Source organism: Bacillus sp. PK3_68 (assembly GCF_003600835.1).
Taxonomy (GTDB): domain Bacteria; phylum Bacillota; class Bacilli; order Bacillales; family Domibacillaceae; genus Pseudobacillus.
Genome location: NZ_NQYC01000001.1, coordinates 214,123 through 234,549 on the forward strand (window position 1 = coordinate 214,123; position 20,427 = coordinate 234,549).

At 40.5% G+C, this 20,427-nt stretch carries 22 protein-coding genes, 1 pseudogene and 2 riboswitches; of the genes and pseudogenes, 14 read left to right on the forward strand and 9 right to left on the reverse strand.

The window, feature by feature from the left end; genetic code table 11:
• Nucleotide 1: 1 nt before the first annotated feature.
• A complete protein-coding gene (locus CJ483_RS00995) occupies nucleotides 2-1,174 on the reverse strand; it encodes an LL-diaminopimelate aminotransferase (protein WP_120031114.1) in 1,173 nt (390 codons plus the stop codon).
• Between the two features lie 185 nt (nucleotides 1,175-1,359).
• Between CJ483_RS00995 and CJ483_RS01000 the strand changes: the two genes are divergently transcribed.
• The 7 genes from CJ483_RS01000 (at nucleotide 1,360) to CJ483_RS01030 (ending at nucleotide 6,197) form a co-directional block, all read left to right on the forward strand.
• A complete protein-coding gene (locus CJ483_RS01000; protein ID WP_120031116.1) occupies nucleotides 1,360-2,790 on the forward strand; it encodes a phospholipase D family protein in 1,431 nt (476 codons plus the stop codon).
• A gap of 116 nt (nucleotides 2,791-2,906) precedes the next feature.
• Nucleotides 2,907-3,113, forward strand: a complete 207-nt coding sequence (locus tag CJ483_RS01005) for a DUF1657 domain-containing protein (protein WP_120031118.1) — start codon at nucleotides 2,907-2,909, stop codon at nucleotides 3,111-3,113.
• A gap of 60 nt (nucleotides 3,114-3,173) precedes the next feature.
• Nucleotides 3,174-4,178, forward strand: a complete 1,005-nt coding sequence (spoVAD, locus tag CJ483_RS01010; RefSeq protein ID WP_120031120.1) for a stage V sporulation protein AD — start codon at nucleotides 3,174-3,176, stop codon at nucleotides 4,176-4,178.
• 12 nt (nucleotides 4,179-4,190) lie between these two features.
• Nucleotides 4,191-4,397: a DUF1657 domain-containing protein gene (locus tag CJ483_RS01015; RefSeq protein ID WP_120031122.1), complete on the forward strand. Its 207-nt coding sequence runs from the start codon at nucleotides 4,191-4,193 to the stop codon at nucleotides 4,395-4,397.
• A gap of 14 nt (nucleotides 4,398-4,411) precedes the next feature.
• Nucleotides 4,412-5,272: a DUF421 domain-containing protein gene (locus CJ483_RS01020; RefSeq protein WP_120031124.1), complete on the forward strand. Its 861-nt coding sequence runs from the start codon at nucleotides 4,412-4,414 to the stop codon at nucleotides 5,270-5,272.
• A gap of 151 nt (nucleotides 5,273-5,423) precedes the next feature.
• Nucleotides 5,424-5,783 carry a replication termination protein gene (locus tag CJ483_RS01025; protein WP_049662002.1) on the forward strand — a complete coding sequence of 120 codons (360 nt, stop codon included), beginning with the start codon at nucleotides 5,424-5,426 and terminating at the stop codon, nucleotides 5,781-5,783.
• A gap of 39 nt (nucleotides 5,784-5,822) precedes the next feature.
• A complete protein-coding gene (locus CJ483_RS01030; RefSeq protein ID WP_120031126.1) occupies nucleotides 5,823-6,197 on the forward strand; it encodes a PH domain-containing protein in 375 nt (124 codons plus the stop codon).
• Nucleotides 6,198-6,495: 298 nt separating this feature from the next.
• On the opposite strand, the gene CJ483_RS01035 is transcribed toward CJ483_RS01030, so the two are convergent.
• The 3 genes from CJ483_RS01035 to CJ483_RS01045 form a co-directional block, all read right to left on the reverse strand.
• On the reverse strand, nucleotides 6,496-6,648 hold the full coding sequence (locus CJ483_RS01035; RefSeq protein WP_120031128.1) for a YjcZ family sporulation protein: 153 nt from the start codon (nucleotides 6,646-6,648) through the stop codon (nucleotides 6,496-6,498).
• A gap of 226 nt (nucleotides 6,649-6,874) precedes the next feature.
• The gene (locus tag CJ483_RS01040; RefSeq protein WP_120031130.1) at nucleotides 6,875-7,186 is read right to left on the reverse strand and encodes a CotD family spore coat protein; all 312 of its coding nucleotides are present in this window, start codon (nucleotides 7,184-7,186) and stop codon (nucleotides 6,875-6,877) included.
• A gap of 256 nt (nucleotides 7,187-7,442) precedes the next feature.
• The gene (locus CJ483_RS01045) at nucleotides 7,443-7,838 is read right to left on the reverse strand and encodes a hypothetical protein (protein WP_120031132.1); all 396 of its coding nucleotides are present in this window, start codon (nucleotides 7,836-7,838) and stop codon (nucleotides 7,443-7,445) included.
• Between the two features lie 368 nt (nucleotides 7,839-8,206).
• On the opposite strand from CJ483_RS01045, the gene CJ483_RS01050 reads away from it, so the two are divergent.
• From CJ483_RS01050 to CJ483_RS25595, 4 genes are all read left to right on the forward strand, one after another.
• Nucleotides 8,207-8,350, forward strand: coding sequence for a YrzI family small protein (locus CJ483_RS01050; protein ID WP_120031134.1), 144 nt, complete (start codon nucleotides 8,207-8,209; stop codon nucleotides 8,348-8,350).
• Between the two features lie 222 nt (nucleotides 8,351-8,572).
• The gene (locus CJ483_RS01055; RefSeq protein ID WP_120031136.1) at nucleotides 8,573-9,790 is read left to right on the forward strand and encodes an MFS transporter; all 1,218 of its coding nucleotides are present in this window, start codon (nucleotides 8,573-8,575) and stop codon (nucleotides 9,788-9,790) included.
• A gap of 340 nt (nucleotides 9,791-10,130) precedes the next feature.
• Nucleotides 10,131-10,227: riboswitch (glycine riboswitch) on the forward strand.
• A 2-nt stretch (nucleotides 10,228-10,229) separates the two neighbouring features.
• Nucleotides 10,230-10,289: riboswitch (glycine riboswitch) on the forward strand.
• A gap of 449 nt (nucleotides 10,290-10,738) precedes the next feature.
• The gene (locus tag CJ483_RS01060) at nucleotides 10,739-12,118 is read left to right on the forward strand and encodes an amino acid permease (protein ID WP_120031138.1); all 1,380 of its coding nucleotides are present in this window, start codon (nucleotides 10,739-10,741) and stop codon (nucleotides 12,116-12,118) included.
• An 861-nt stretch (nucleotides 12,119-12,979) separates the two neighbouring features.
• Nucleotides 12,980-14,074 carry a methyl-accepting chemotaxis protein gene (locus CJ483_RS25595; RefSeq protein WP_481747728.1) on the forward strand — a complete coding sequence of 365 codons (1,095 nt, stop codon included), beginning with the start codon at nucleotides 12,980-12,982 and terminating at the stop codon, nucleotides 14,072-14,074.
• 67 nt (nucleotides 14,075-14,141) lie between these two features.
• Here the strand turns inward: CJ483_RS25595 and CJ483_RS01070 are convergent, their stop codons facing one another.
• Nucleotides 14,142-14,468 (reverse strand): AzlD domain-containing protein, encoded by a 327-nt coding sequence (locus tag CJ483_RS01070; RefSeq protein WP_120031142.1) that lies wholly within the window; start codon nucleotides 14,466-14,468, stop codon nucleotides 14,142-14,144.
• The gene (locus tag CJ483_RS01075; RefSeq protein ID WP_120031144.1) at nucleotides 14,465-15,172 is read right to left on the reverse strand and encodes an AzlC family ABC transporter permease; all 708 of its coding nucleotides are present in this window, start codon (nucleotides 15,170-15,172) and stop codon (nucleotides 14,465-14,467) included. Before CJ483_RS01075 ends, CJ483_RS01070 begins: the two co-directional genes overlap by 4 nt.
• Before the next feature lie 83 nt (nucleotides 15,173-15,255).
• On the opposite strand from CJ483_RS01075, the gene CJ483_RS01080 reads away from it, so the two are divergent.
• Nucleotides 15,256-15,810 (forward strand): helix-turn-helix domain-containing protein, encoded by a 555-nt coding sequence (locus tag CJ483_RS01080; protein ID WP_120031146.1) that lies wholly within the window; start codon nucleotides 15,256-15,258, stop codon nucleotides 15,808-15,810.
• Between the two features lie 352 nt (nucleotides 15,811-16,162).
• Here the strand turns inward: CJ483_RS01080 and trhA are convergent.
• A pseudogene (trhA, locus tag CJ483_RS01085) lies at nucleotides 16,163-16,806 on the reverse strand (PAQR family membrane homeostasis protein TrhA).
• A gap of 1,389 nt (nucleotides 16,807-18,195) precedes the next feature.
• On the opposite strand from trhA, the gene CJ483_RS25600 reads away from it, so the two are divergent.
• Together CJ483_RS25600 and CJ483_RS01095 are read left to right on the forward strand one after the other, a co-directional pair.
• Complete coding sequence (locus tag CJ483_RS25600; RefSeq protein ID WP_481747729.1) at nucleotides 18,196-18,942, forward strand: methyl-accepting chemotaxis protein; 747 nt, start codon at nucleotides 18,196-18,198, stop codon at nucleotides 18,940-18,942.
• 30 nt (nucleotides 18,943-18,972) lie between these two features.
• Nucleotides 18,973-19,248: a GNAT family N-acetyltransferase gene (locus CJ483_RS01095; protein WP_120031150.1), complete on the forward strand. Its 276-nt coding sequence runs from the start codon at nucleotides 18,973-18,975 to the stop codon at nucleotides 19,246-19,248.
• A gap of 23 nt (nucleotides 19,249-19,271) precedes the next feature.
• Here the strand turns inward: CJ483_RS01095 and CJ483_RS01100 are convergent, their stop codons facing one another.
• Both CJ483_RS01100 and CJ483_RS01105 read right to left on the reverse strand, forming a co-directional pair.
• Complete coding sequence (locus CJ483_RS01100; RefSeq protein ID WP_120031152.1) at nucleotides 19,272-19,460, reverse strand: YozQ family protein; 189 nt, start codon at nucleotides 19,458-19,460, stop codon at nucleotides 19,272-19,274.
• Between the two features lie 70 nt (nucleotides 19,461-19,530).
• Nucleotides 19,531-20,400 (reverse strand): MBL fold metallo-hydrolase, encoded by an 870-nt coding sequence (locus tag CJ483_RS01105; RefSeq protein ID WP_120037725.1) that lies wholly within the window; start codon nucleotides 20,398-20,400, stop codon nucleotides 19,531-19,533.
• Nucleotides 20,401-20,427 lie beyond the last annotated feature (27 nt).

Below are 20,427 nucleotides of genomic sequence, written 5' to 3' on the forward strand. Positions count from 1 at the left end.
TTCAGGAGACAGGAGCAAAAATGACTTGCAAATTTCTTGCCGCTTTTATTAATTGCTCTTCCGGCTGAACAAGGGCGATTCGCACATAGCCCTCTCCGGAAGGGCCAAAAGCATTTCCCGGCACCATAACGACACCGGCTTTTTCAATACAGTAAAAAGCAAACTCTTTGGAAGTCCAGCCTGCCGGTATTTCGGCCCAAATAAACATGCCGCCTGATGGACGGTCAACATTCCAGCCGATAGTGCTCAACTCATTGATGAATAGGTTACGCCGCCGCTCAAAAACGGAGCGGACCTGCTGGCTGATTTTCTCGGCATGATCGAAGGCGGTGATGGCCGCAGCTTGAATCGGGGCGAATATGCCGTAATCTAAATTAGACTTTAATTGAGTGATTGCTTTAATAATATCCTCATTGCCAGCAATATAAGCGATGCGGGCTCCAGCCAGGCTAAAGCTTTTAGAAAGCGAATTAATTTCAATGCCGACCTCTTTGGCGCCTGGCACACTCAAAAAGCTGAGCGGTTTTGTATCATCAAAATAAAATTCTGAATAAGCTCCGTCATGAAGAACGACAATCTGATGTTTTTTAGCAAAAGCGATGACGTCGTTGAAAAATTGCTCATCTGCTTCGCCAGCAATCGGATTGCCGGGGTAGTTTAAAATCATCAGTTTTGCTTTTTCAGCAACCTCATTTGGAATAGCGGTTAAATCAGGAAGAAAGCGGTTTTCTTTAAGCAATGGCATGTAAAAAGGCTCCGCTCCCGCTACAGCTAATCCGGTTTCATAGGCGGTATACCCAGGATCTGTGACAAGAACGACATCTCCAGGATCAGCAAATACGAGCGGTAAATGGACAAGTCCTTCTTGGGAGCCCATCGCATGAACAATTTCTGTTTGAGGGTTTAAGGTAACCCCGTATACCCGTTTATAATAGCGAGCGGCTGCCTCATAAAATGCTTTCGTGCCTGAGAGAGTATACCCATAGCTGGAAGGCTCAGCAGCTCGGGCAGCAAGCTCATGGCGGATAACATCCGCTGGCGGGAGGTCGGGACTTCCTAAGCTTAAATCGATGAGTTCTTTTCCTTCTGCTTCCTGCTTGACTTTAAATGATTTTAACTCACTAAAAATAGATGAACCGAACTTTTCCATTCGCTTTGAATAATGAAACGCCAAGATGAACGCCCCCTGTGTAGTATAGATCAGTCTTTATTCCATATTGTAGCATACAGAATTCTCATTTAATTTTAAATTTTTCAATTGATTACCATAATTGTTCAGATGGCAAGTTTGGGCTTGCTTGCCAGTTTCCTTTCTCCGGGAACGGGAATAGTCCTGTATGCAGGAGAGGGAGGAGCATTATGGACAAAAAGAGAACGAGAAAGCAGATTTTGATTATTATTTTTCTAAGCATTTATGCAGTCACCATGCTGGGCAATGTGTATAAGCCGCTTCCCAAGCATGTATCATATGAAAGCCCTGTTTACCAGGTAGGGGAAGATCAGGTGAATTTTTATTATAATTTGTCTGGAAAGAGAAAAGAGGGGAAGATATTTACTGAACAAATATTTAAAAGAACACTGGAGATTATTGATGAGGCTGACCAATTTATCGTATTGGACTTTTTCCTCTTTAATTCCTATCATAATAAAAATCAACAATTTCCTAAAATAACAGAGAAGCTCACTAGAGCCCTGATTGAGAAAAAAAAGAAAAACCCGGATATAGACATCATTCTTATCTCCGATGAAGTGAATACATCCTATAATTCTCACAAGGCACCTGAATTTGAAATGCTGAAGAAAAATGGCATAAAAGTTGTTTTAACCGATGTTCAACCGCTGCGTGATTCCACCCCGCTTTATAGTGGAGTGTGGCGGATGTTTTTTCAATGGTTTGGCGACAAAGGAAAAGGATGGCTGCCCAATGCACTTGCGGAAACGGCACCGGATATGACGGTGCGTTCTTATTTGAAATTGTTTAACGTTAAAGCGAATCATCGGAAGACCATTGCCACAGAAAAAACAACGCTTATCAGTTCAGGCAATCCTCATGATGCGAGTGCATATTTTGCCAATACAGCCTACGAAGTGAGAGAAGCTTTAATGAATGATCTGCTCGTTTCAGAAAAGGCCGCGGCTGATACACGACGGAAAATTACTTTCCCGGAGCCTGTCCACCAACAGACCGGTAAAGGCAATATGTACGTACAGTTATTAACAGAGGGAAAAATTGCAAAAGCGGCCAAACGGGAAATAACAAAGGCGAAGAAAGGAGAAGAAATCTGGCTTGCGATGTTTTATCTTGCCGATCGTGACATGGTTGATGCTTTGGCGGAGGCGGCGAATAGAGGGGTAAAAGTGAACCTCATTTTAGATACGAACAAAAACTCGTTCGGTAAAAAGAAAACAGGATTGCCGAATATTCCAATCAGTGAAGAACTCCTGGAAGATTCTCACGGCAAGATCCATATTCGATGGTTTGCGCCAGAACCTGAGCAATTTCATACGAAAATGATTTATATAAAAAAGAAGAAGAGCAGCACGATTATTAGCGGTTCCGCCAATTATACATCAAGAAATTTGAACAACTTTAATTTGGAGACAAATGTAAAGATAACAGGCCCTCATTCGGCTGCTGTCATAGCGGAAACAGAACGTTATTTTCAGCAGATTTGGAACAACGAAGGGGCAGAATATACAACGAATTATAAAATACATTATGAAAAAACAGCAGGAATCAAGAGGGTAGTATATACACTACAGAAGCTTTTGCATTTAACCACATATTAATATAGAACCAAACAAGCAGGCGGATTCGCCTGCTTGTTTGGTTTGCAGAAATTGACAAAATAATTTTTTTTAAAACAACCATGCTATAAGAGAATCGATTACAAGGAGGAACAGCAATGACAGTAATTAGTGATTTAAAGCAAACGATGTCCGGATTAAAAAGTGCCCAAGCAAGCCTCGAGGGATTTGCTTTAGCTACAGAAAACCAACAGGCGAAGCAATTATTCCAAACGGCTGCTCAACAAACCCAGTCGGTAATAGATGCTCTTCAGCCGCGCATCACTGAAGTAGAAAATGAAGAACCGCAATACAAAAATAGTTAAATAAATACACTTTGTGCAAAAATCAAAAAACATTCAATAGCAGCAAATGGAGGTGAAAGCGTGGAGAAGCAGCGAACATGGGTCTTTGACAACAAACCAGTCATTATTTCAACCGGCGTTGTCGGGGGACCGTTTGAAAGCAACGGAAAGCTAGCAAATGAGTTTGATGTGCTGCATGATGATCTATGGATCGGGCAGGAATCCTATGAGAAAGCGCATAGAAAGTTAATGGAAGAAGCTTCTTTGCGGGCTATTGAAAAGGCAAGACTGAAAAAGCAGGATATTGAATACTTCTTCGCCGGTGATTTAATTAATCAAATCACACCGACAAGCTTTGCTGCTCGGACTCTTGCTGTGCCGTACCTCGGACTGTTCGGTGCCTGTTCCACATCGATGGAAGGGTTGGCGCTCAGTTCCCTTCTTATCAACAGTAAGATGGCGAACTTTGTTTTAACTGGTGCATCTAGCCACAATGCGGCAGTGGAAAAACAATTTCGTTATCCAACAGAATACGGAGGCCAGAAGCCGCCAACGGCTCAATGGACGGTAACAGGAGCTGGGACGGCCATCGTGGCCCAACAAGGCGAGGGCCCTCATATTTTATCTGCCACGATTGGAAGAGTCATTGATATGGGGCTGACCGATCCCTTTAATATGGGAGGAGCCATGGCTCCAGCTGCAGTGGATACAATTATTGATCATCTTACTTCTTTAAAAATTGACCCTTCTTACTATGATTTAATTGTTACAGGAGACTTAGGAACAATCGGCAGAAACATCGCCCTTGAATTGCTGAAAAAAAGAGGCATCGAAATCAATGAGAGTCAGTTTCAGGACTGCGGCTTAATGATTTATAAAGAGAACCAAGAAGTCTTTGCCGGGGCAAGCGGAGCAGGGTGCTCGGCTGTTGTCGGCTATGGGCATTTGCTAAACCGATTGAAAAAAGGAGAACTAAAACGGATTCTATTAGTGGCGACTGGGGCTTTGCTGTCCCCGCTTTCCTTCCAGCAACAAGAATCTATTCCTTGCATTGCCCATGCGGTAGCGATTGAATCTAACCAGTAAGAGGAGACTATTATGACAGTAGCATCAGATGTGAAAATATGTACGGCCGGTTTAAAACAAGCAGAAGCCGTTTTTTCTAAGCTGGCCCTGTTGTCAAGTGATCCCGAAGCGCAACGGCTTTTTCATGAGAGTATGCTTACTATGCAGGAGATCATCGAGCGAATGAACAAGCGAATTTTTGAACTGGAAAATGAGGAACCGCAATATAAAGGGTTTTAGTCGGGGATGATTATATGACTCAGTGGCTAGAAGTCCTGATCCGGTCTATATCTTTTTTGACCATCTTATTTATCATTACAAAGGTAATTGGAAAAAGGCAAATTGCTCAGCTGTCCTTTTTTGAATATATTGCAGGCATCACAATTGGTAGCATTGTCGCTGAAGCTTCGCTAGCAAGAGAGCGGTCAATTATTGATGCTCTTATAGCAATTGCGGTATGGGGAATTATACCCGTTCTTGCTGACTATATTGCTATGAAGAGCAAATCAGCAAGAGGGGTGCTAGAAGGCCATAGCACAGTATTTATAAAAGATGGAAAAATTCTTGAGGATAATTTAAAGAAAGAAAAATATACAACAGACGAATTGCTTTCTTTATTGCGGAAAAAGAATATTTTCTCCTTAGAAGATGTGGAATATGCCGTGTTAGAGCAAGACGGAAATCTAAATGCTCTCTTGAAAAAAGATAAGCGTCCATTAACGAGAAGCGATTTACAAATGCTTTCAATCAATGAAAAAGAGCCCTATACCGTTATTATGGATGGGCGTGTATTAGTGGAGACACTTTCAAAAAGCGGCAAAACGAAGGAATGGCTGAATCAAGAGTTAGAAGCGGCCGGTGTGACACTTGAAAATGTGTTTCTCGGTCAAGTAAATTCTTATGGAGAACTGTACATCGATTTATTTGATGATCAGCTGCAGGCGCCTCCACCGCAGGAAAGGCCGTTATTGCTGGCAAACTTGAAGAAATTTGCTGCGGATATGGAAGCTTTCGCCTTAGCTACAGACTGCCAAAAAACAAAGAAAATGTATGAAAAAAATGCGGCGGATATTCAAAGGCTCATTCGGCAAACAAAGCCATATCTATCGAATTAAAGCTCTCTTGTTAGACAGTTTTTAATTCGATTTTTCTTAATTCAGTATGTGCAAAATTCAAAAAATGAATTTTTATTGGTTCTATAGCCAGTAATTTGCTAAAATAAAGATAAAGTAATCATACAAATAGGAAGGCAAAGGAGTGAGGAGTTTGCCAAGAGGTGAAGGAAAGTTCCTAATTAAGCAAAGAGCCTTTTTAAAACTTTTTATGATTCGTTTCGTAGAAGAAAATAAGTTGTATGGCATGCAGGCGATGGATGAACTGAAGATGACTTTTAAACAATTCGGCTATGAACCGAACCATTCGGAAATTTATCGGTCGCTTCATGAGTTAATTGATGATGGGATTTTAAAAAGACAGAAAAAATTGCAGGAAGGCGCCAAATATAAAGAAGTTGTCATTTATCAGTTTGCTGACTATGAAAAAGCAAAGCTTTATAAAAAGCAAGTAAAAACAGATCTCGATCGAAGCATGGGACTGTTGCGTAAAGCGCTGGAAGATGTATATTAACATAAAGGACAATGAGCAGCGAAAGAAAAGAGGGATAAGATGGGAATATTTGACGGTTTAATTGGCAATGCGACAGAAGCGGATATTGAGAAAGTAGAAAAAACGCTTGAGAAAATTCTTTATGAGGGAGAACAGATTGAGAAGGCCTTTCAGATTTTAAGGGACTTAATTGTTTTCACTAGCAGGCGCCTAATAACAATTGATAAGCAAGGAGTAACTGGAAAAAGAATGGAATACCATTCTATTCCCTACCGCAGCATTACGCATTTCAGTGTACAGACAGCTGGCACATTCGATCTGGAGGCTGAGCTGCTTATTTGGATCGCTGGCACAGAGAATCCTATTGCGAAGCAGTTTCGAAAAGATGACAGCATATTTGATGTGCAAAGAGCACTTGCTGCTTATGTGTTGTAGCGTCCTTACATATCAAATTTGCATACATAAAGGAAAAGAGACAGACGCATGAGCTGTTTCTTTTTTGGAAAAGTCTTATTAAGCTGTTTTTTTATGATTTTCATCCTGGATAGATATATGTAGAGAAGGCACCATAGATGGAAGAAGAAAATGAAATCAGACTTTGCCTGCTGCATCGTAAGGAAATTGCAAGTCAAGTCTGACTTTATCAATATTCCAGGAGGATGTATCTTGATCGGAGATCCTATCTATGGTGTTTCATTCATGAGGCAAAGGCAGTGTTATTCACACTGATTGTTTAGCACCAGAAGGAAGCGCCAATGATAATCAAAAGAATGAACAACACAACAATCAATGCAAAAGTGCCGCCGTAACCGCCGCCATAATAGCCACCGCCGTAGCCGCCGCCATAACCGTAGCCGCCACAGCATCCGCCGCCAAAGAAGCCCATGCTTTTCACCTCCTAATTAATTAAGAACAATATATACTATGAGTTACATATAAAGAAGGTTTGGATTAATGTACTAGTAGGATAAGTAATTGCTGTTTTTTGATTGCTTTCGTGAGATCATTCAGTTTATAAGAAAAGCTTTCATTGCTGTGTTTGCCGCGGATTGACATGAAAATGAAACAGCCAGGCGTGTACCTGGCTGTTTTATTTAAAAGACAACGAATCATCAAAAGCCAAACCGTCTAGGTCTTGGAGGACAACAAGGATTAACTGGCTTCCCACACATGATGTGTTGTTCACAACATTCGTTCACAACAGATTCTGTATGTGGGAAATAATGTTCGTGATTAATCATATGTTTGTTAACTGTAGTTGTATGAGAAGGATGAATATGGGGTACGACAGTATTGAAAACATTTGTTTTGACAAATTGCTGTGTCGGTGAAACTAATGGCGGATCGTATTGATTAGGCATTAGTTGCGGTGGGCACAGATGAGGAGGACATCCTCCATGGCCAGCCCAAGGTCTATTAAACATGTCATGACCTCCTTTTTTCTAAGGTGTGAGTCATTAATAGTCTATGGAAATAGACTGGTTATGTCCGGGTTGGTTACCCATTTATTTCAAATAAAAGAGAAATGAAGCGTGACAGATTAATCTTTCTACAAAGAGACTAGATTCGTCACACAACCTAAGAAGGATAAGGGGAAATGACTGGTAGAAGAAAAGCATAAGAAAAGAGAGCCCTTGGCTGCTCTCTTTTCTTATGTCTGGATAAAGATACATATGGCTGTTAATACTTATGTTGTTTTTTAGACTTTTTTTTATGATGTGGCTTATGATGAGGCATTGGATAAGCCATCGGCGGTTGAGTAATTAACACGGCTTGCTGCTGGGTCACATGTGGATGCGCTAGATAATGATGAAAGTGGTGATGAAAATGGTGGTGATGCGGACAGCATTCCATCTCGCTTACTGGGTGTCCACATCCCATCATTTGGGCATGGCCAGGGTGCATCATGGGTGCCCCATGCATAAACCCTCTCATATCAGGGACTGCATATTGATCTGGCCACATTTCCTCGTCTAACCACATGCCTTCGCTCTGTTCAATGCTTACATTTTCTCTTTCATATTGATCCTGCCATACATTTTGGTCTGGCCACATATGATTTTGTTCTTGTTCCATTTTTGCCACCTGCTTTTTAATAGTTGTAGAAAACTTTCGTACACTTGCATGCTATGTTCCATACTTAAAAAAGAGCTTGTTTTTATCGGGTTTGGGTGATGACCTATTATCTGCAAAAAATTATTTAATCTTTTGAGGTTTTTTAGTGGAAACACATTTAGAAAGTGGGCTCTTCATTTCTTTGTGCCGAAAAATCAGCATTTTTTCTCATTTTTCAAAAAAATATTGTTTTTTAACTTTTTTTATGGATATAATTAACAACGTAGATTTAATGCGTTTGTCAGCCGCACGTTCATGAACTGGTCAGCTTTCACATTAACTTCAAGAGGCAGAAGCAACGGATGCTTTTTGAAAGGAGGTGAGACCAGATGACGATCAACTTAATATTTGTCATTATCACCATAAAAAGACGCAAAAAAAGTGTGGAAGATTATTTTCATGACGAGCGCGTTGAACAAATGTATGAAGAAATGAAATTAAAGCAACACGAAAACATGAGAAACCTGTTTTAAAAAAATTACAAACTGGAAGGAGAATGTACTATGACTTTCTTATTGCCAACTCAAGTAAAATTATTGAATTCACTCTTCGTTTTGAAGGATTCTGCCTAGTAAAGCTGACCAGAACTAAAGTAACACCAGAGCTGATAATTTGCCCCCGCCATGTAATTTGCTGCGGGGGTTTTTATCGTCAATGGAGAGAGTGCATATAATTTTTGAATAGGAATGATACTTATGTCGACTGCAACGAATAAAGCCGAAGTACGTCAGGCTACAATCTACAGTATTTTGTTTGCTATTAGTGCAGGGCACTTTATTAATGACTCCATACAATCTGTAGTTCCTGCTATGTTTCCCATTATTGAACGTTCTTTAGATTTATCTTATGCACAGCTGGGCTGGATTGCTTTCGTATTAAATATGACCTCTTCGGTGATGCAGCCGGTATTTGGAGCTGCGGCTGACCGGAAACCGCAACCGTACCTGCTGCCGGCCGGAATGCTTCTATCTATGATTGGTGTTATCGGTTTTGGTTTGTCTCCTAACTTTTATTTCGTACTCCTCGCTGTATTGTTTATTGGCTTAGGGTCAGCTGTTTTTCATCCGGAAGGATCACGGGTCGCTTTTATGGCAGCAGGTGGCAAGCGAGGGCTGGCCCAATCCATTTATCAAATGGGCGGGAACGGCGGCCAATCGCTGGCTCCGGTTTTTACAGCCTACATTTTTTTACCGCTTGGTCAGAAGGGGGCGTTATTGTTTGCGGCAGTTACCGCAGTTGGTGCGTTGCTGCTTTCAAGAGTCTCCGCCTGGTATAAGCAACGGCTGACGGCTCAGGCGGCAAAGAAGAAACAGCAAGTTTCCTTGAAAAAAACAAAATTACAGGCACGGATAAAGTGGGCAATGGTGTTATTAATTTTCTTTGTATTTGCCCGCTCCTGGTATGCGGCAGCTATAACGAACTTTTATCAATTTTATTTAATTAAGGATTATGGATTGACTATTAAACAATCACAATTATATTTGTTTGTTTACTTGGCTGCTGGCGTGGCAGGCACGTTTCTTGGCGGGCCGCTGGCTGATCGCTTTGGCCGGAAAAATCTACTTGTCTTTTCCATGCTGGGTGCTGCTCCGCTTACAGTCATTCTTCCATATGTACCGGCTTTCGCTGTCCTGCCGCTCTTGTTGTTAATTGGTTTTATCTTGCTATCAAGCTTTAGTGTAGCCGTGGTTTATGCACAGGAGCTGCTTTCTAATAAAATTGGGATGGCTTCCGGTTTAATTGTTGGGCTTGCGTTCGGGATGGGGGCTATCGGGGCTGTCATCCTCGGCTTTCTCGCTGACAGTTTCGGAATAAAATTTATTATGATTCTATCAAGTCTTCTCCCGCTTCTCGGTATTAGTGCTCTTTGGCTTCCAGGAGATCAAAAATTACGGGAAATGCAGGATAAGTAATGGTAAATTAAAGACGGCTTCACAACCAGTTATTCACTGGTTGTGCGGCGGCTTTTTTTACCTATCAGTAATCAGTTTATCAATAAGGCGGAGGAAGGTATGCTAAGGCAAATAGTCAGTATAATTTTGACGACTATAAAAATGATGTATTAAATTTTTAAGCAGAGTCTATTAGTTGAAAAGCAATGTATACGTTTATTAAGCTGCATAGTATTTTAAGTTCTTTACTCTTTAGTAGATGTAATAGCTTTTTTGTAGAATTGAGTCAACTTAGTTCTGAATATTCAGTTGACACGATCTCTTCCATAGACTAGTATCTAAATTAGATAGATAAGAGCGGATGAATATTGTGGGAGAGACTAGACCCATGGTTTAGCACCGAAGGAGCAAGTACCAGCTGGTATCAATCTCTCAGGTAAAAGGACTACAATAGGACGCATCTCTGGAGAGAGCCATAGGCCACCAAAGGAGTTAAACTCTCAGGTACAAGGGACAGAGAAAAATGGGAAATACTCCTGTTTTTCTCTGTCTTTTTTTGTCGGAGAAAAATGGAGAAAAGTAAAAAGGAAGAGGAGAACCTCGAAATTATCCTTGTAAGAAAAAGAATGGTAATGACTCTATTTCTAGATTGATTGCACAACAAGAAATGAAAGAAACTGCCCTGAAAAAGAGTTAGAAGCCTTGGATTCGATTGTTTTAGAAATTGCAGGCATTAACGGAACGGGAGCATGTGCATTGACAAAATTTACCGCTGAAGAGCATGCATGTTCTTTTGAGGAATTTATTTGTTCTGAAATGTAAGCGCTTTTTTTCTTTCGGATTAACGAATTTTATATTAAACTTTAATTGTGGGATATTTAATTTATTAGCTTACGATTTAAATACCGTAACAAAATATTTTAAATCGACAAGAAAGAATATTCCGAAAAGTAGAAAGAGGGAAATGGTATGCAGGAACAAACTTTGTCGAGAGGCCTGAAAAACCGGCACGTACAACTCATTGCTATTGGCGGGGCAATTGGAACAGGATTATTTCTTGGAGCAGGAAAATCTATTCATTTAGCAGGCCCTTCCATTTTATTTGCTTATATGATTACAGGAGCCATTTGTTTTTTAATCATGCGTGCACTTGGGGAATTGCTTTTAAGTAATTTAAATTATCATTCGTTTGTTGACTTTGTAAGAGATTATTTAGGGAATATGGCAGCGTTTATGACTGGATGGACCTACTGGTTCTGTTGGATTTCTATTGCGATGGCCGATTTAACGGCTGTTGGTTTGTATACTCAGTACTGGTTTCCATCTGTCCCGCAGTGGATGCCAGGGTTAATCGCCCTTGTCATTTTACTATTTATGAACCTTGCCACTGTCAAACTGTTTGGTGAAATGGAATTCTGGTTTGCTTTGATTAAGGTTATCGCCATTCTAGCACTGATTGTTGTTGGGGTTGTAATGATTATTAAAGGCTTTTCTACTCCTTCAGGAGCAGCCAGTTTTACAAATCTATGGAGCCATGGCGGCATGTTCCCTAATGGCATAAATGGATTTATCCTTTCCTTCCAGATGGTCGTGTTTGCGTTCGTTGGCATTGAATTGGTAGGGTTGACAGCGGGTGAAACAGAGGATCCAGAGAGAGTTATTCCAAAAGCGATTAACAATATTCCTATTCGGATTATTATTTTCTATATTGGTGCGCTTATCGTTATTATGAGTGTGTATCCGTGGAACGATATTGTCCCAACTGAAAGCCCATTCGTGCAGGTATTCGTAGCAGTTGGTATCGCTGCAGCTGCTGGTATTGTGAATTTCGTCGTGTTGACGTCTGCGGCTTCAGCATGTAATAGTGCCATCTTTAGTACAAGCCGGATGGTCTACTCACTTGCTAAAGACAAAAATGCACCTGTATCTTTGGCCAAGCTTGATGGTCGCAAGGTACCTTCTAATGCCTTGTTCTTTTCAACAGTAGTCATCTTGATTTCCGTTGTATTGAACTATGTGATGCCAGAGGGAGTATTTACATTAATCACAAGTGTTTCTACCGTATGCTTTATCTTTATTTGGGGCATTACAATCATCAGCCATTTGAAATACCGTAAAACAAGACCGGATTTAGCGAAAGTGAATAAATTTAAAATGCCGCTTTACCCGTTTGCTAATTACTTAATTTTAGCTTTCCTAGCATTCGTTCTTGTCGTGCTTGCTCTTGCGGAAGATACTCGTATTTCCTTATTCATTACGCCTGTTTGGTTTATTTTGTTAATCGCGGTGTATAAGATGCGCAAAGTAAAGATAAATCATGCCGATCAAGAAAAAATAGTAGAAAATTAAAAGACAATATAATAGATGTAAAGACCGGAGCTGCAGCTGAAAAGTATAAACACTTATTCAGCTGCAGCTCCTTTTATTTTTCCTATATCTTGCATGTTAGAAAGCTATCTGTTAAAAGGTAGCCATCATTATAGCTAAAAATTGAAAATAGAAAGGATATACATTATAGTAAAATATTAGTAGGATAATAAGACTATCTATTACAACTAAAGATCATAGGGGGAGAATATGAGAAAAAACGCTTCTGTTCGATCAAAAATTTTATTAGTTATCACAGCTATCATCTTTACTATTGGCCTTGCTGCATCAGCAGGAATTTACTATTCCGTCCATACTTCTGCCAATCATTCGTTAGGAGCCTTCACAGGGGATATAGCAAAAAACTATAGTGAAACAATAGATGGGGGAAAGTATGAATCATTTATAAACGATCCAAAGGAAGATAGAAATTATCATTCGCTTCAAAAGCAGTTAGCGCACTTTCGAGAACAAACGGGGGCTTTATTTGTATATATTTTAGATGTAGACGGTCAAAAGGTCCGCAACATGATAGATGGAGGCTCCAACCTTTCGGATGATAAACCGCCTGCAATGGGAGACGAGAGCTCTATTCCTGCAGAAGAGCTAGCTCCGGTATTGGAGGGAGAGATACAGCGTACAGATGTATTCAACGATCCGAAATACGGCCAATATTTATCAGGGTTTGCACCAATCAAAAACGAGAATGGAGAAGTGATTGGTGTATTGGGAATTGATATTTCGGCTGAAACCGCTAACAAAATAGGAGGGGATGTATTTTTCTCTACTGGGTTAAAGCTTCTAGCCCTTATTTTTTTATTGTTTTTATTAACTGTTGGTGGAATGAACGTTTATTTAAAAAGAAAGCTTTCTCCATTAACTTTACTTGAAAAGCAAGCGGAGAAAATGGGGAACGGTGATTTTTCCGAACAGATTCAGGCTGCCTCAGGAAAAGATGAATTTAGCAAAATTCAACAGGCGTTTATACTTATGCAGGAGCAGTTAAGAGGATTAATTAAAGAGGTACAGTCATCCTCAGATTATAGCGCCAAGACATTTACAGAAATAACAAACGGTTCACAGGATATTCGTGAACAGACGAAAGAAATTGTACATGCAAGCAGTGAAATTGCTTTGGGGAATCAGGAGGTTACAAAAGCTGTTGAAAAGTCTATGGTGGCCGTCAACCATTTACATGAAAATTTAAATGATATGGAGCAAAATATTCAAAAATTGCATCGTTTTTTTAAAGAAATTACGGCAGGACAGCAAGAGAGCATTGCGCAACTCAGTCAATTTATCATTCATTCTGAGCAAACACAGACGAGTTATCAATCAGTGGTAGAAGAATTAAAAATACTACAGGAAGAGTCTGCGGCTATTACAAAGATTATTTCTGACATTCAAGGCATTGCTGATCATACAAATTTACTAGCGCTCAATGCCAGCATCGAAGCTGCAAGAGCTGGAGAACATGGGAAGGGATTTGCAGTAGTAGCTAAAGAAGTCAGCGCTCTTTCCACCCAATCGAAAGAAGCAACGAGTATGATCCAGCATTCTTTAAGTAACATTCAGTCGCAAGTGGAAAAAACGATTGGACGAACGGATGCAACATCACGGGAATTCCTTATTCAAAAAGCTGAAATTGACGCAGTCATTACAAATGTCAATCGCTTGAAAGAAAAAATCGAACAATCCTTTAGGGAGTTAACTGTTATTCAAGAGAGAACGTCCTCAATTATGAGCGAACATTCTACTTTAAATCACCAGATGATCTCTGTAAATTCTGTATCAGAAGAAACGGCTGCTGCTACAGAAGAGGTGGATGCAATTATTCAGCAGGTGCAAAGCAATTTGAATCGCTTTACGGATCAAGTTTTGGAAGCCGGTCATGTTGTTACAGAGGTCCATCAAAAGGTACGAGCCTTCAAATTATAAACCCATTAAAAAAGCTAGTTCGTCCAGAAGTACTTCTGGACGAACTAGCTTTTTGTTGAGAGCAATCTTATATAAAATTTCTTAAGGCTGCCATGATGGCAATCCCGACGATAACAGTTACTAACAGGCTTTTTGTCCATAAAGCAATGAGTAAAGTAGGAATGGTTGCTACTAAAACTTGCCAATTAAGAGACGGTAGTGTTCCTTCTCTATGCTCAATTACGCTCCCTGCCACCAAAGCCGTTAAAATACACACTGGGATAAAGGAAAGCCACTTCATTATAGCGTCCGGTAGTTGTACGTTACGCACAATCAGAAAAGGAGCAACACGAGGAATCCAGGTCACGATCGCACAGCCGGCCAGGATAAGAATTACAGTTATGTTTATACTCATTTAGACGTCACCACCCCGATGGTTGCTACGATCACAGTCGAGAAAATAACGGCGAGATCGACCGTGACGAAAGATGAGAAAATATACATCATTACAATCATTAGGAAGATAAGCATTAAATAGTGCTTTAACTTGGCTGCTTTAATGCTTTCCAGCTGCAGTACAAGGAGGGCGATAAACATTGCAGTTAAAGCAAAATCTAAGCCGAATTTCTCAGGATCAGCTACCCACTTCCCAAGAACCGCACCAATGACACAAGAAGCAATCCACGTCGTATAAGCCGTTAAATTGAGCCCATTCATCCAACGGTCATTCACCGGCCTGTTGTTGAAAATTCTTCCTGCTGCGACTCCGAATGATTCGTCTGTTACAAGCGTTCCGATGCCAGCGTTTTTCCATGCGGAATATTTTGAAAAGTGTGGAGCCAACGTGGCACTCAATAAAAAGTGACGCAAATTGACAATAAAGGTAGTAAAGATAATAGCTGAAGCCGGGCTTCCAGTTGCCAGCATTCCACAAATAATAAATTGAGCAGCGCCAGCATAAACAAAAATGGACATAAAAGCAATTTCAATAACAGACAGGCCGGAAGCGACACCGATCATACCAGCCGCAAAGCCAATGCTTATGTACCCTAAAAGCGTGGGAATACAATCTTTTACTCCCTCTTTAAACGATAATGATTCTTCTTCCGTAGCTTCCACTTTTTATCTCTCCCATCTCGTTGTTTATGATAGTATACATTTGTATGTTATAATGTTCAATCATAAATAACGGGAGGATGATGATGGAGTCTTTACAGGAATTAATAGGAAAGAATTTATTTGCAATCCGTAAGGGCAGAGGATTGAGTCTAGATAAAACAGCTGAATTAACAGGTGTCAGTAAAGCAATGCTTGGACAAATAGAAAGAGGGAAAACCAATCCAACAGTTACGACGCTTTGGAAAATAGCGAACGGCTTGAATGTTTCTTTTTCTGCATTCATGAAAGAGGAAAAGACGCATATCACCCAAGTAAAGAAAGAAGAGCTGCAAGCATTAATTGACGATGAAGGAAACTATTTGGTTTATCCGCTTTTTCCTTATCACCCCCAGAAAAAGTTTGAAATTTACTCGGTTGAAATTGAACCAGGAGGAAGCCACTTCTCCGGCGTGCATACAAAAAACAGTGAGGAATTTATTTTAATAAGTGAGGGAGAATTGACAATTGAAATACAGGGCCAGGAGTTTACGCTAAGTAAAGGAGATGCCTTGAGCTTTCAGGCTCACCAAGAGCATACGTACAAAAACTTTTCTCAGAAAAAGACTTCCTTTTTTGTTATTATCTATTATCAAGAATAGCTGAGGGAAAGTACCGAAGGGAAGCTTTTGTAAATGAAGGGAGTACACAAGGTTCTGCTGTTTGTGTCAGCATGCTCTGAGATAGATTCTGGACAAAAAGTCAATCTGTAAGAAGTAGTAACGGAGGAGGCGCCGTCTTTTATTATTGTAAAAGTTAAAGATAGAGAAGAAGGATGGAAAGCAGATATATCATGTAAAGTGAATAATAATGAAAAAGGCAGGACTGCCATTCATGCTCCAAAAGATTTAAAAAGTATGCAGAGCTAGAATCTCTTGAATATGATGATAGGATGAGAGAGCAGTTTGAAGAAAAAGTAAAAGAGAAGCAAAAAATCGCCCTAATAGGCGATTTTTAATTTGATGGAAGCAAGTAAAATACTGAGAAAAAGTGAGTCACGCTGCCGGCAAGAACGAACAGATGCCAGACCATGTGGTGGTATTTAAATCCTCTCCACACATAAAACACGGCGCCGAGTGTGTATAAAATTCCCCCTGTGACTAAAAGGGCAAGACTGCCGGCGGAGAGGTTCTGAACGAGCGCATCCCATGCAAATACAATGAGCCAGCCCATCACTACATAAAGAAACGTGGAAGTATTTAAAAACTTTTTAACGAAGAAGCATTTAAATACTGTTCCGCACAGAGCAAGTCCCCAAACAACACCGAACAATGTCCAGCCGAGCGATCCCTTTACAGCTAGAAATAAAAGGGAGTGTAGGTGCCCGCGATGAAAAAGTAAATCGAAGAGTGATCGAAAATTTCAAATAAATTTTTGGCCTTGCCCTCTGGGAAGCTATGCACGAGTGTAGAGGATATATACAATACAAGCATCGTTACGCCAAAAATTGTAAAACTGATCACGTGCCAAACTGTCCCGTATACAGAGGAATAAACAATAAGAAGGATGAGCGCAGCCACGCTGAGCAAAGCACCAATTCCATGAGTAATCGAATTGGCAATCTCCTCTCCTTTTGAAAACGTATGAGTATTTGCCATAGAAGAACCCTCCTTTTAAAACAATATAATTCAAGTGTACCATATAAATTCAGTTCCAATCATTTTTGACGTATCGTGTCAAAAAAAGGAAGATTTTATCGATAATAGCTAGGAGGCTTTTATTGGCATATAAATTGCAAATTTATTAATAAATAATCATGAAGGAGCGAGGGGGAATAGTATAAGTTATGAATGATAAAACATCGCCCAAAAAGGATTGGAATAGTTTTTGATTGAGTGTTACCATTATATAGACTAAAAGTAGGATCGTACATAATGAGTATATTTATGCTAATTGGAATAATTTATTCATATTTGAATAGAAAATGCCAGGAAGAGAGATCTAGTTCTATGTAGGTCTAAAGATATATTAGAGGTTTTGAAAAAGTGGAAAGGAAGGTCTGGATTATGACAATAGCAAGAAGGTTAACTTTAACAATGCTGGTGATTTTGCTTTTTATATTTGCTGCTACGATCGTACTAGCCTATATTAACACCAGTTCTTCCGCAGAGAAGACGGTTGGTGCGCAGGGAATCCAATCTGCTGAGAACGCTGTTAAATTTATAGATCTAGATAAATATGAAGAGTTTTTATTGCAGCCTTCAGAAAGCGAAAATTATTGGGAGATCCGTCGTCAATTAAATCAGATAAGAGAACATATAGGAGCGATGTATTTATATACTTTCACATTGAATGAGGGAAAGGCGGAAATGCTCATTGATGGCATGTCTCGAGAAGATGAGTATTCCACCAAAATCGGTGAAGAGCTAGCGATGCCCATGAAGGATGTTGAAGCTGTATTTCAAGGGGAAAAACGCTACACAGACATTATTAATGATGAACAGTACGGCAAGTATATGTCAATTATGATACCAATTAAGAATGAAAATGGTGAGATCATCAGTATGCTGGGCCTCGACATTTCAGCTAAACAAATTGATAGCATTGAAGGAGAAATTTTAAAGAAAAGCCTCCCGTTGATCATCGGTCTGTTTTTAGTTATTATCCTGCTGTCCTGTACGATTGTTTACATGTTTATTAACCGTACATTGAAACCGCTGGCCGGCATGAACAGGGGCTTGGATGAATTGGCTGCAGGACGTATTGGACAATCTCTCCAACGGATAGAGGCCATCCATTCAAATCGAAAAGATGAAATTAAACAGTTTACTTCAAATTTCCAATCGGCAGTCTCTCAGTTAACGACCATGATTACTTCGATTCGCTCATCATCTGATTCATTAACGCAGGCGGCTGAACAGCTAGCAGAAGATAATCAATCCGCCCAGAAATCAAGCGAAGAAATTATCAGAAGCATTCAAGAGATTTCTCTTGGCAGCGAACGGCAAATGCAAAACAATAGGGAAGCTGTGAAAGCCATAGAAGAAATGGCTGTCGGTGTTCAACGGATTGCTGAATCAGCTTCCTCAATCGCTGAAGCGAGCAGTGGGGTGACAGAGCTGACGGAAGCAAGCTACACACAGACAAATGCAGCGGTATCTGAAATTGAAGAAGCAGCACGGTCGATTTTAGATACAAATAAAGAAGTAGTTGAGCTTGGTGTGATGTTTAAAGAAGTAGGAAAAATTGTAGAAGTAATTACGTCCATTACGGATCAGACCAACTTGTTGGCTCTCAATGCCGCTATTGAAGCGGCAAGGGCAGGAGAAGCGGGAAAAGGATTTGCGGTAGTAGCTGACGAAGTAAGAAAGCTAGCAGAAGAATCAAAAGCCTCTGCCGGCCAGATCTCCGATATGCTGCATAATTTTGAACTGGTGACAGCCAGAGTGATAGAAAACACAAAGATCAGCACAAAGAAAGCAGAGACGAGCACAGAGGCGGTCTTAAAAGTGGAACATTCGCTTCAGCAAATTAAGGATTCTATAAGAGAAGTAAATAAGGATATCCATGAAGTCTCAGCAGTGACAGAAGAAATGTCGGCTGGAACAGAAGAAGTGCTTGCCTCAATGGAACATGTCGCTCAGGTTTCCAAAAATAACGTGGAGCAAACCCAGCAAGCTGTGTTTGCCTCAGAGGAACAAAGGGAATTAATGAGAAGGATGAACGAGTCAGCACAGCAATTGACAGAACTGTCCCATCAGCTTGAATCAGCGGTTCATCGATTTGATCTATAAATAGATAACTTTGTTGAGGAGTGGACAATTATGCACGTAAAACATGAAAATGGACGGTTTTTTGTTGAGAAAGACGGAGAGTTGTTAGCTGAGATGTCCTATGTGCCTGCGGGTGATGGACAAATTGAAGTGAATCACACATATGTAGCAGACGAACTCCGTGGACAAGGGATAGGGAGCGAGCTTATCGAGGAAGCTGTTCAGTATGCTCGCGAGCAGGATAAAAAGATTCTCCCAACTTGTTCGTATGCGAAAGCAAAGATGGAGGAAGAGAGCAAGTATAAAGATGTCTTAGTGAAACAATAAAAAAAGGCCCAATAGGCCTTTTTTTATTGTTTCGGAAAATCTTTTATCGCTTGATCGAGTTGATCAATTCTTCCTTCTATCGTTCCTTCTGTATACGTATCGGTTACTTGTTCATGGGTAACAGCAAAGCCTTTTTCTGTTTCGTCAGCGCTTTGGTAATGGTTAAATTCAAATGTTTTTCCTGCAGGTCCTGTTTCATTTTTCTTTTTCATCGTTCTGCTCCTTTCGCTCAGTTGTCTGCTTAGTGTATGGGCAGAAACGGTGAATTATTCAGTCGGCTGTTTAATTATTATCATCAACGTAGCGTCCGTAATCAGGAACAGCAATCTCCTCAAAATGATCAATTAAATAGGCGAGACCTTCTCTTAGTTCCTCTCCGTTCGATTCTTCTCCATGCCCCGTTACAGCAATAGACGGCTGCAGTTCTGCTAGCCGAACAATAGAAGCTTTTGCAGCAGTCCAGTCCGTCGTTAAATAGCGCGGCGGGCCCTGGAATTCCTTCTTCTGAGTGAGCACATTATACAGGGCATCCTGTTTGACTGTCACAAACGCGTCACCGGCAATGAGCACGCGGTCTGCCGGGCGGAATAGGGAAATATGCCCCGGAGAGTGTCCTGGCGTATGAATCCAGCGCCAGCCTGGCATAGGTGGCACCGTTCCATCTGTAGGCAATGCCTGGACCTTCCCACTGATATTAATCGCTTCTGTCGGAAACATGGGTGACATTTTGGCGACCAGTCCGCCTTCAACTGTTGCATCGGGCTTTGGATAATCTCTTTTCCCTGTTAAATAAGGAAGCTCCATTTCATGCGCATATACAGGCACATCCCAGCGTTGAACCAGCTCTTCCAACGCACCAACATGATCGAAATGGCCATGGGTTAAAACAATTGCTTTTGGTTTGGCTCCCTCGCCAAATAATTTCTCTGTTTGCTCAAGGACGTCATCAGCAGAACGAGGCATACCTGCATCAACGAGCACCCAGTCATTTTTTACACCTACAAAGAAAAGATTAACAATTTGTACAGTATACATATGAATATCCGGCTGAATAGCTACCACTCGGCCGCTGTTGACAGAAGTTGCAGGGATAAATTTATTTTCCAAATCTTCTTCTCCTCCTCCATTTATGGTCACTGTTACTATATCCATAATCAAGAAGTGAAAAACGCTTAAGGA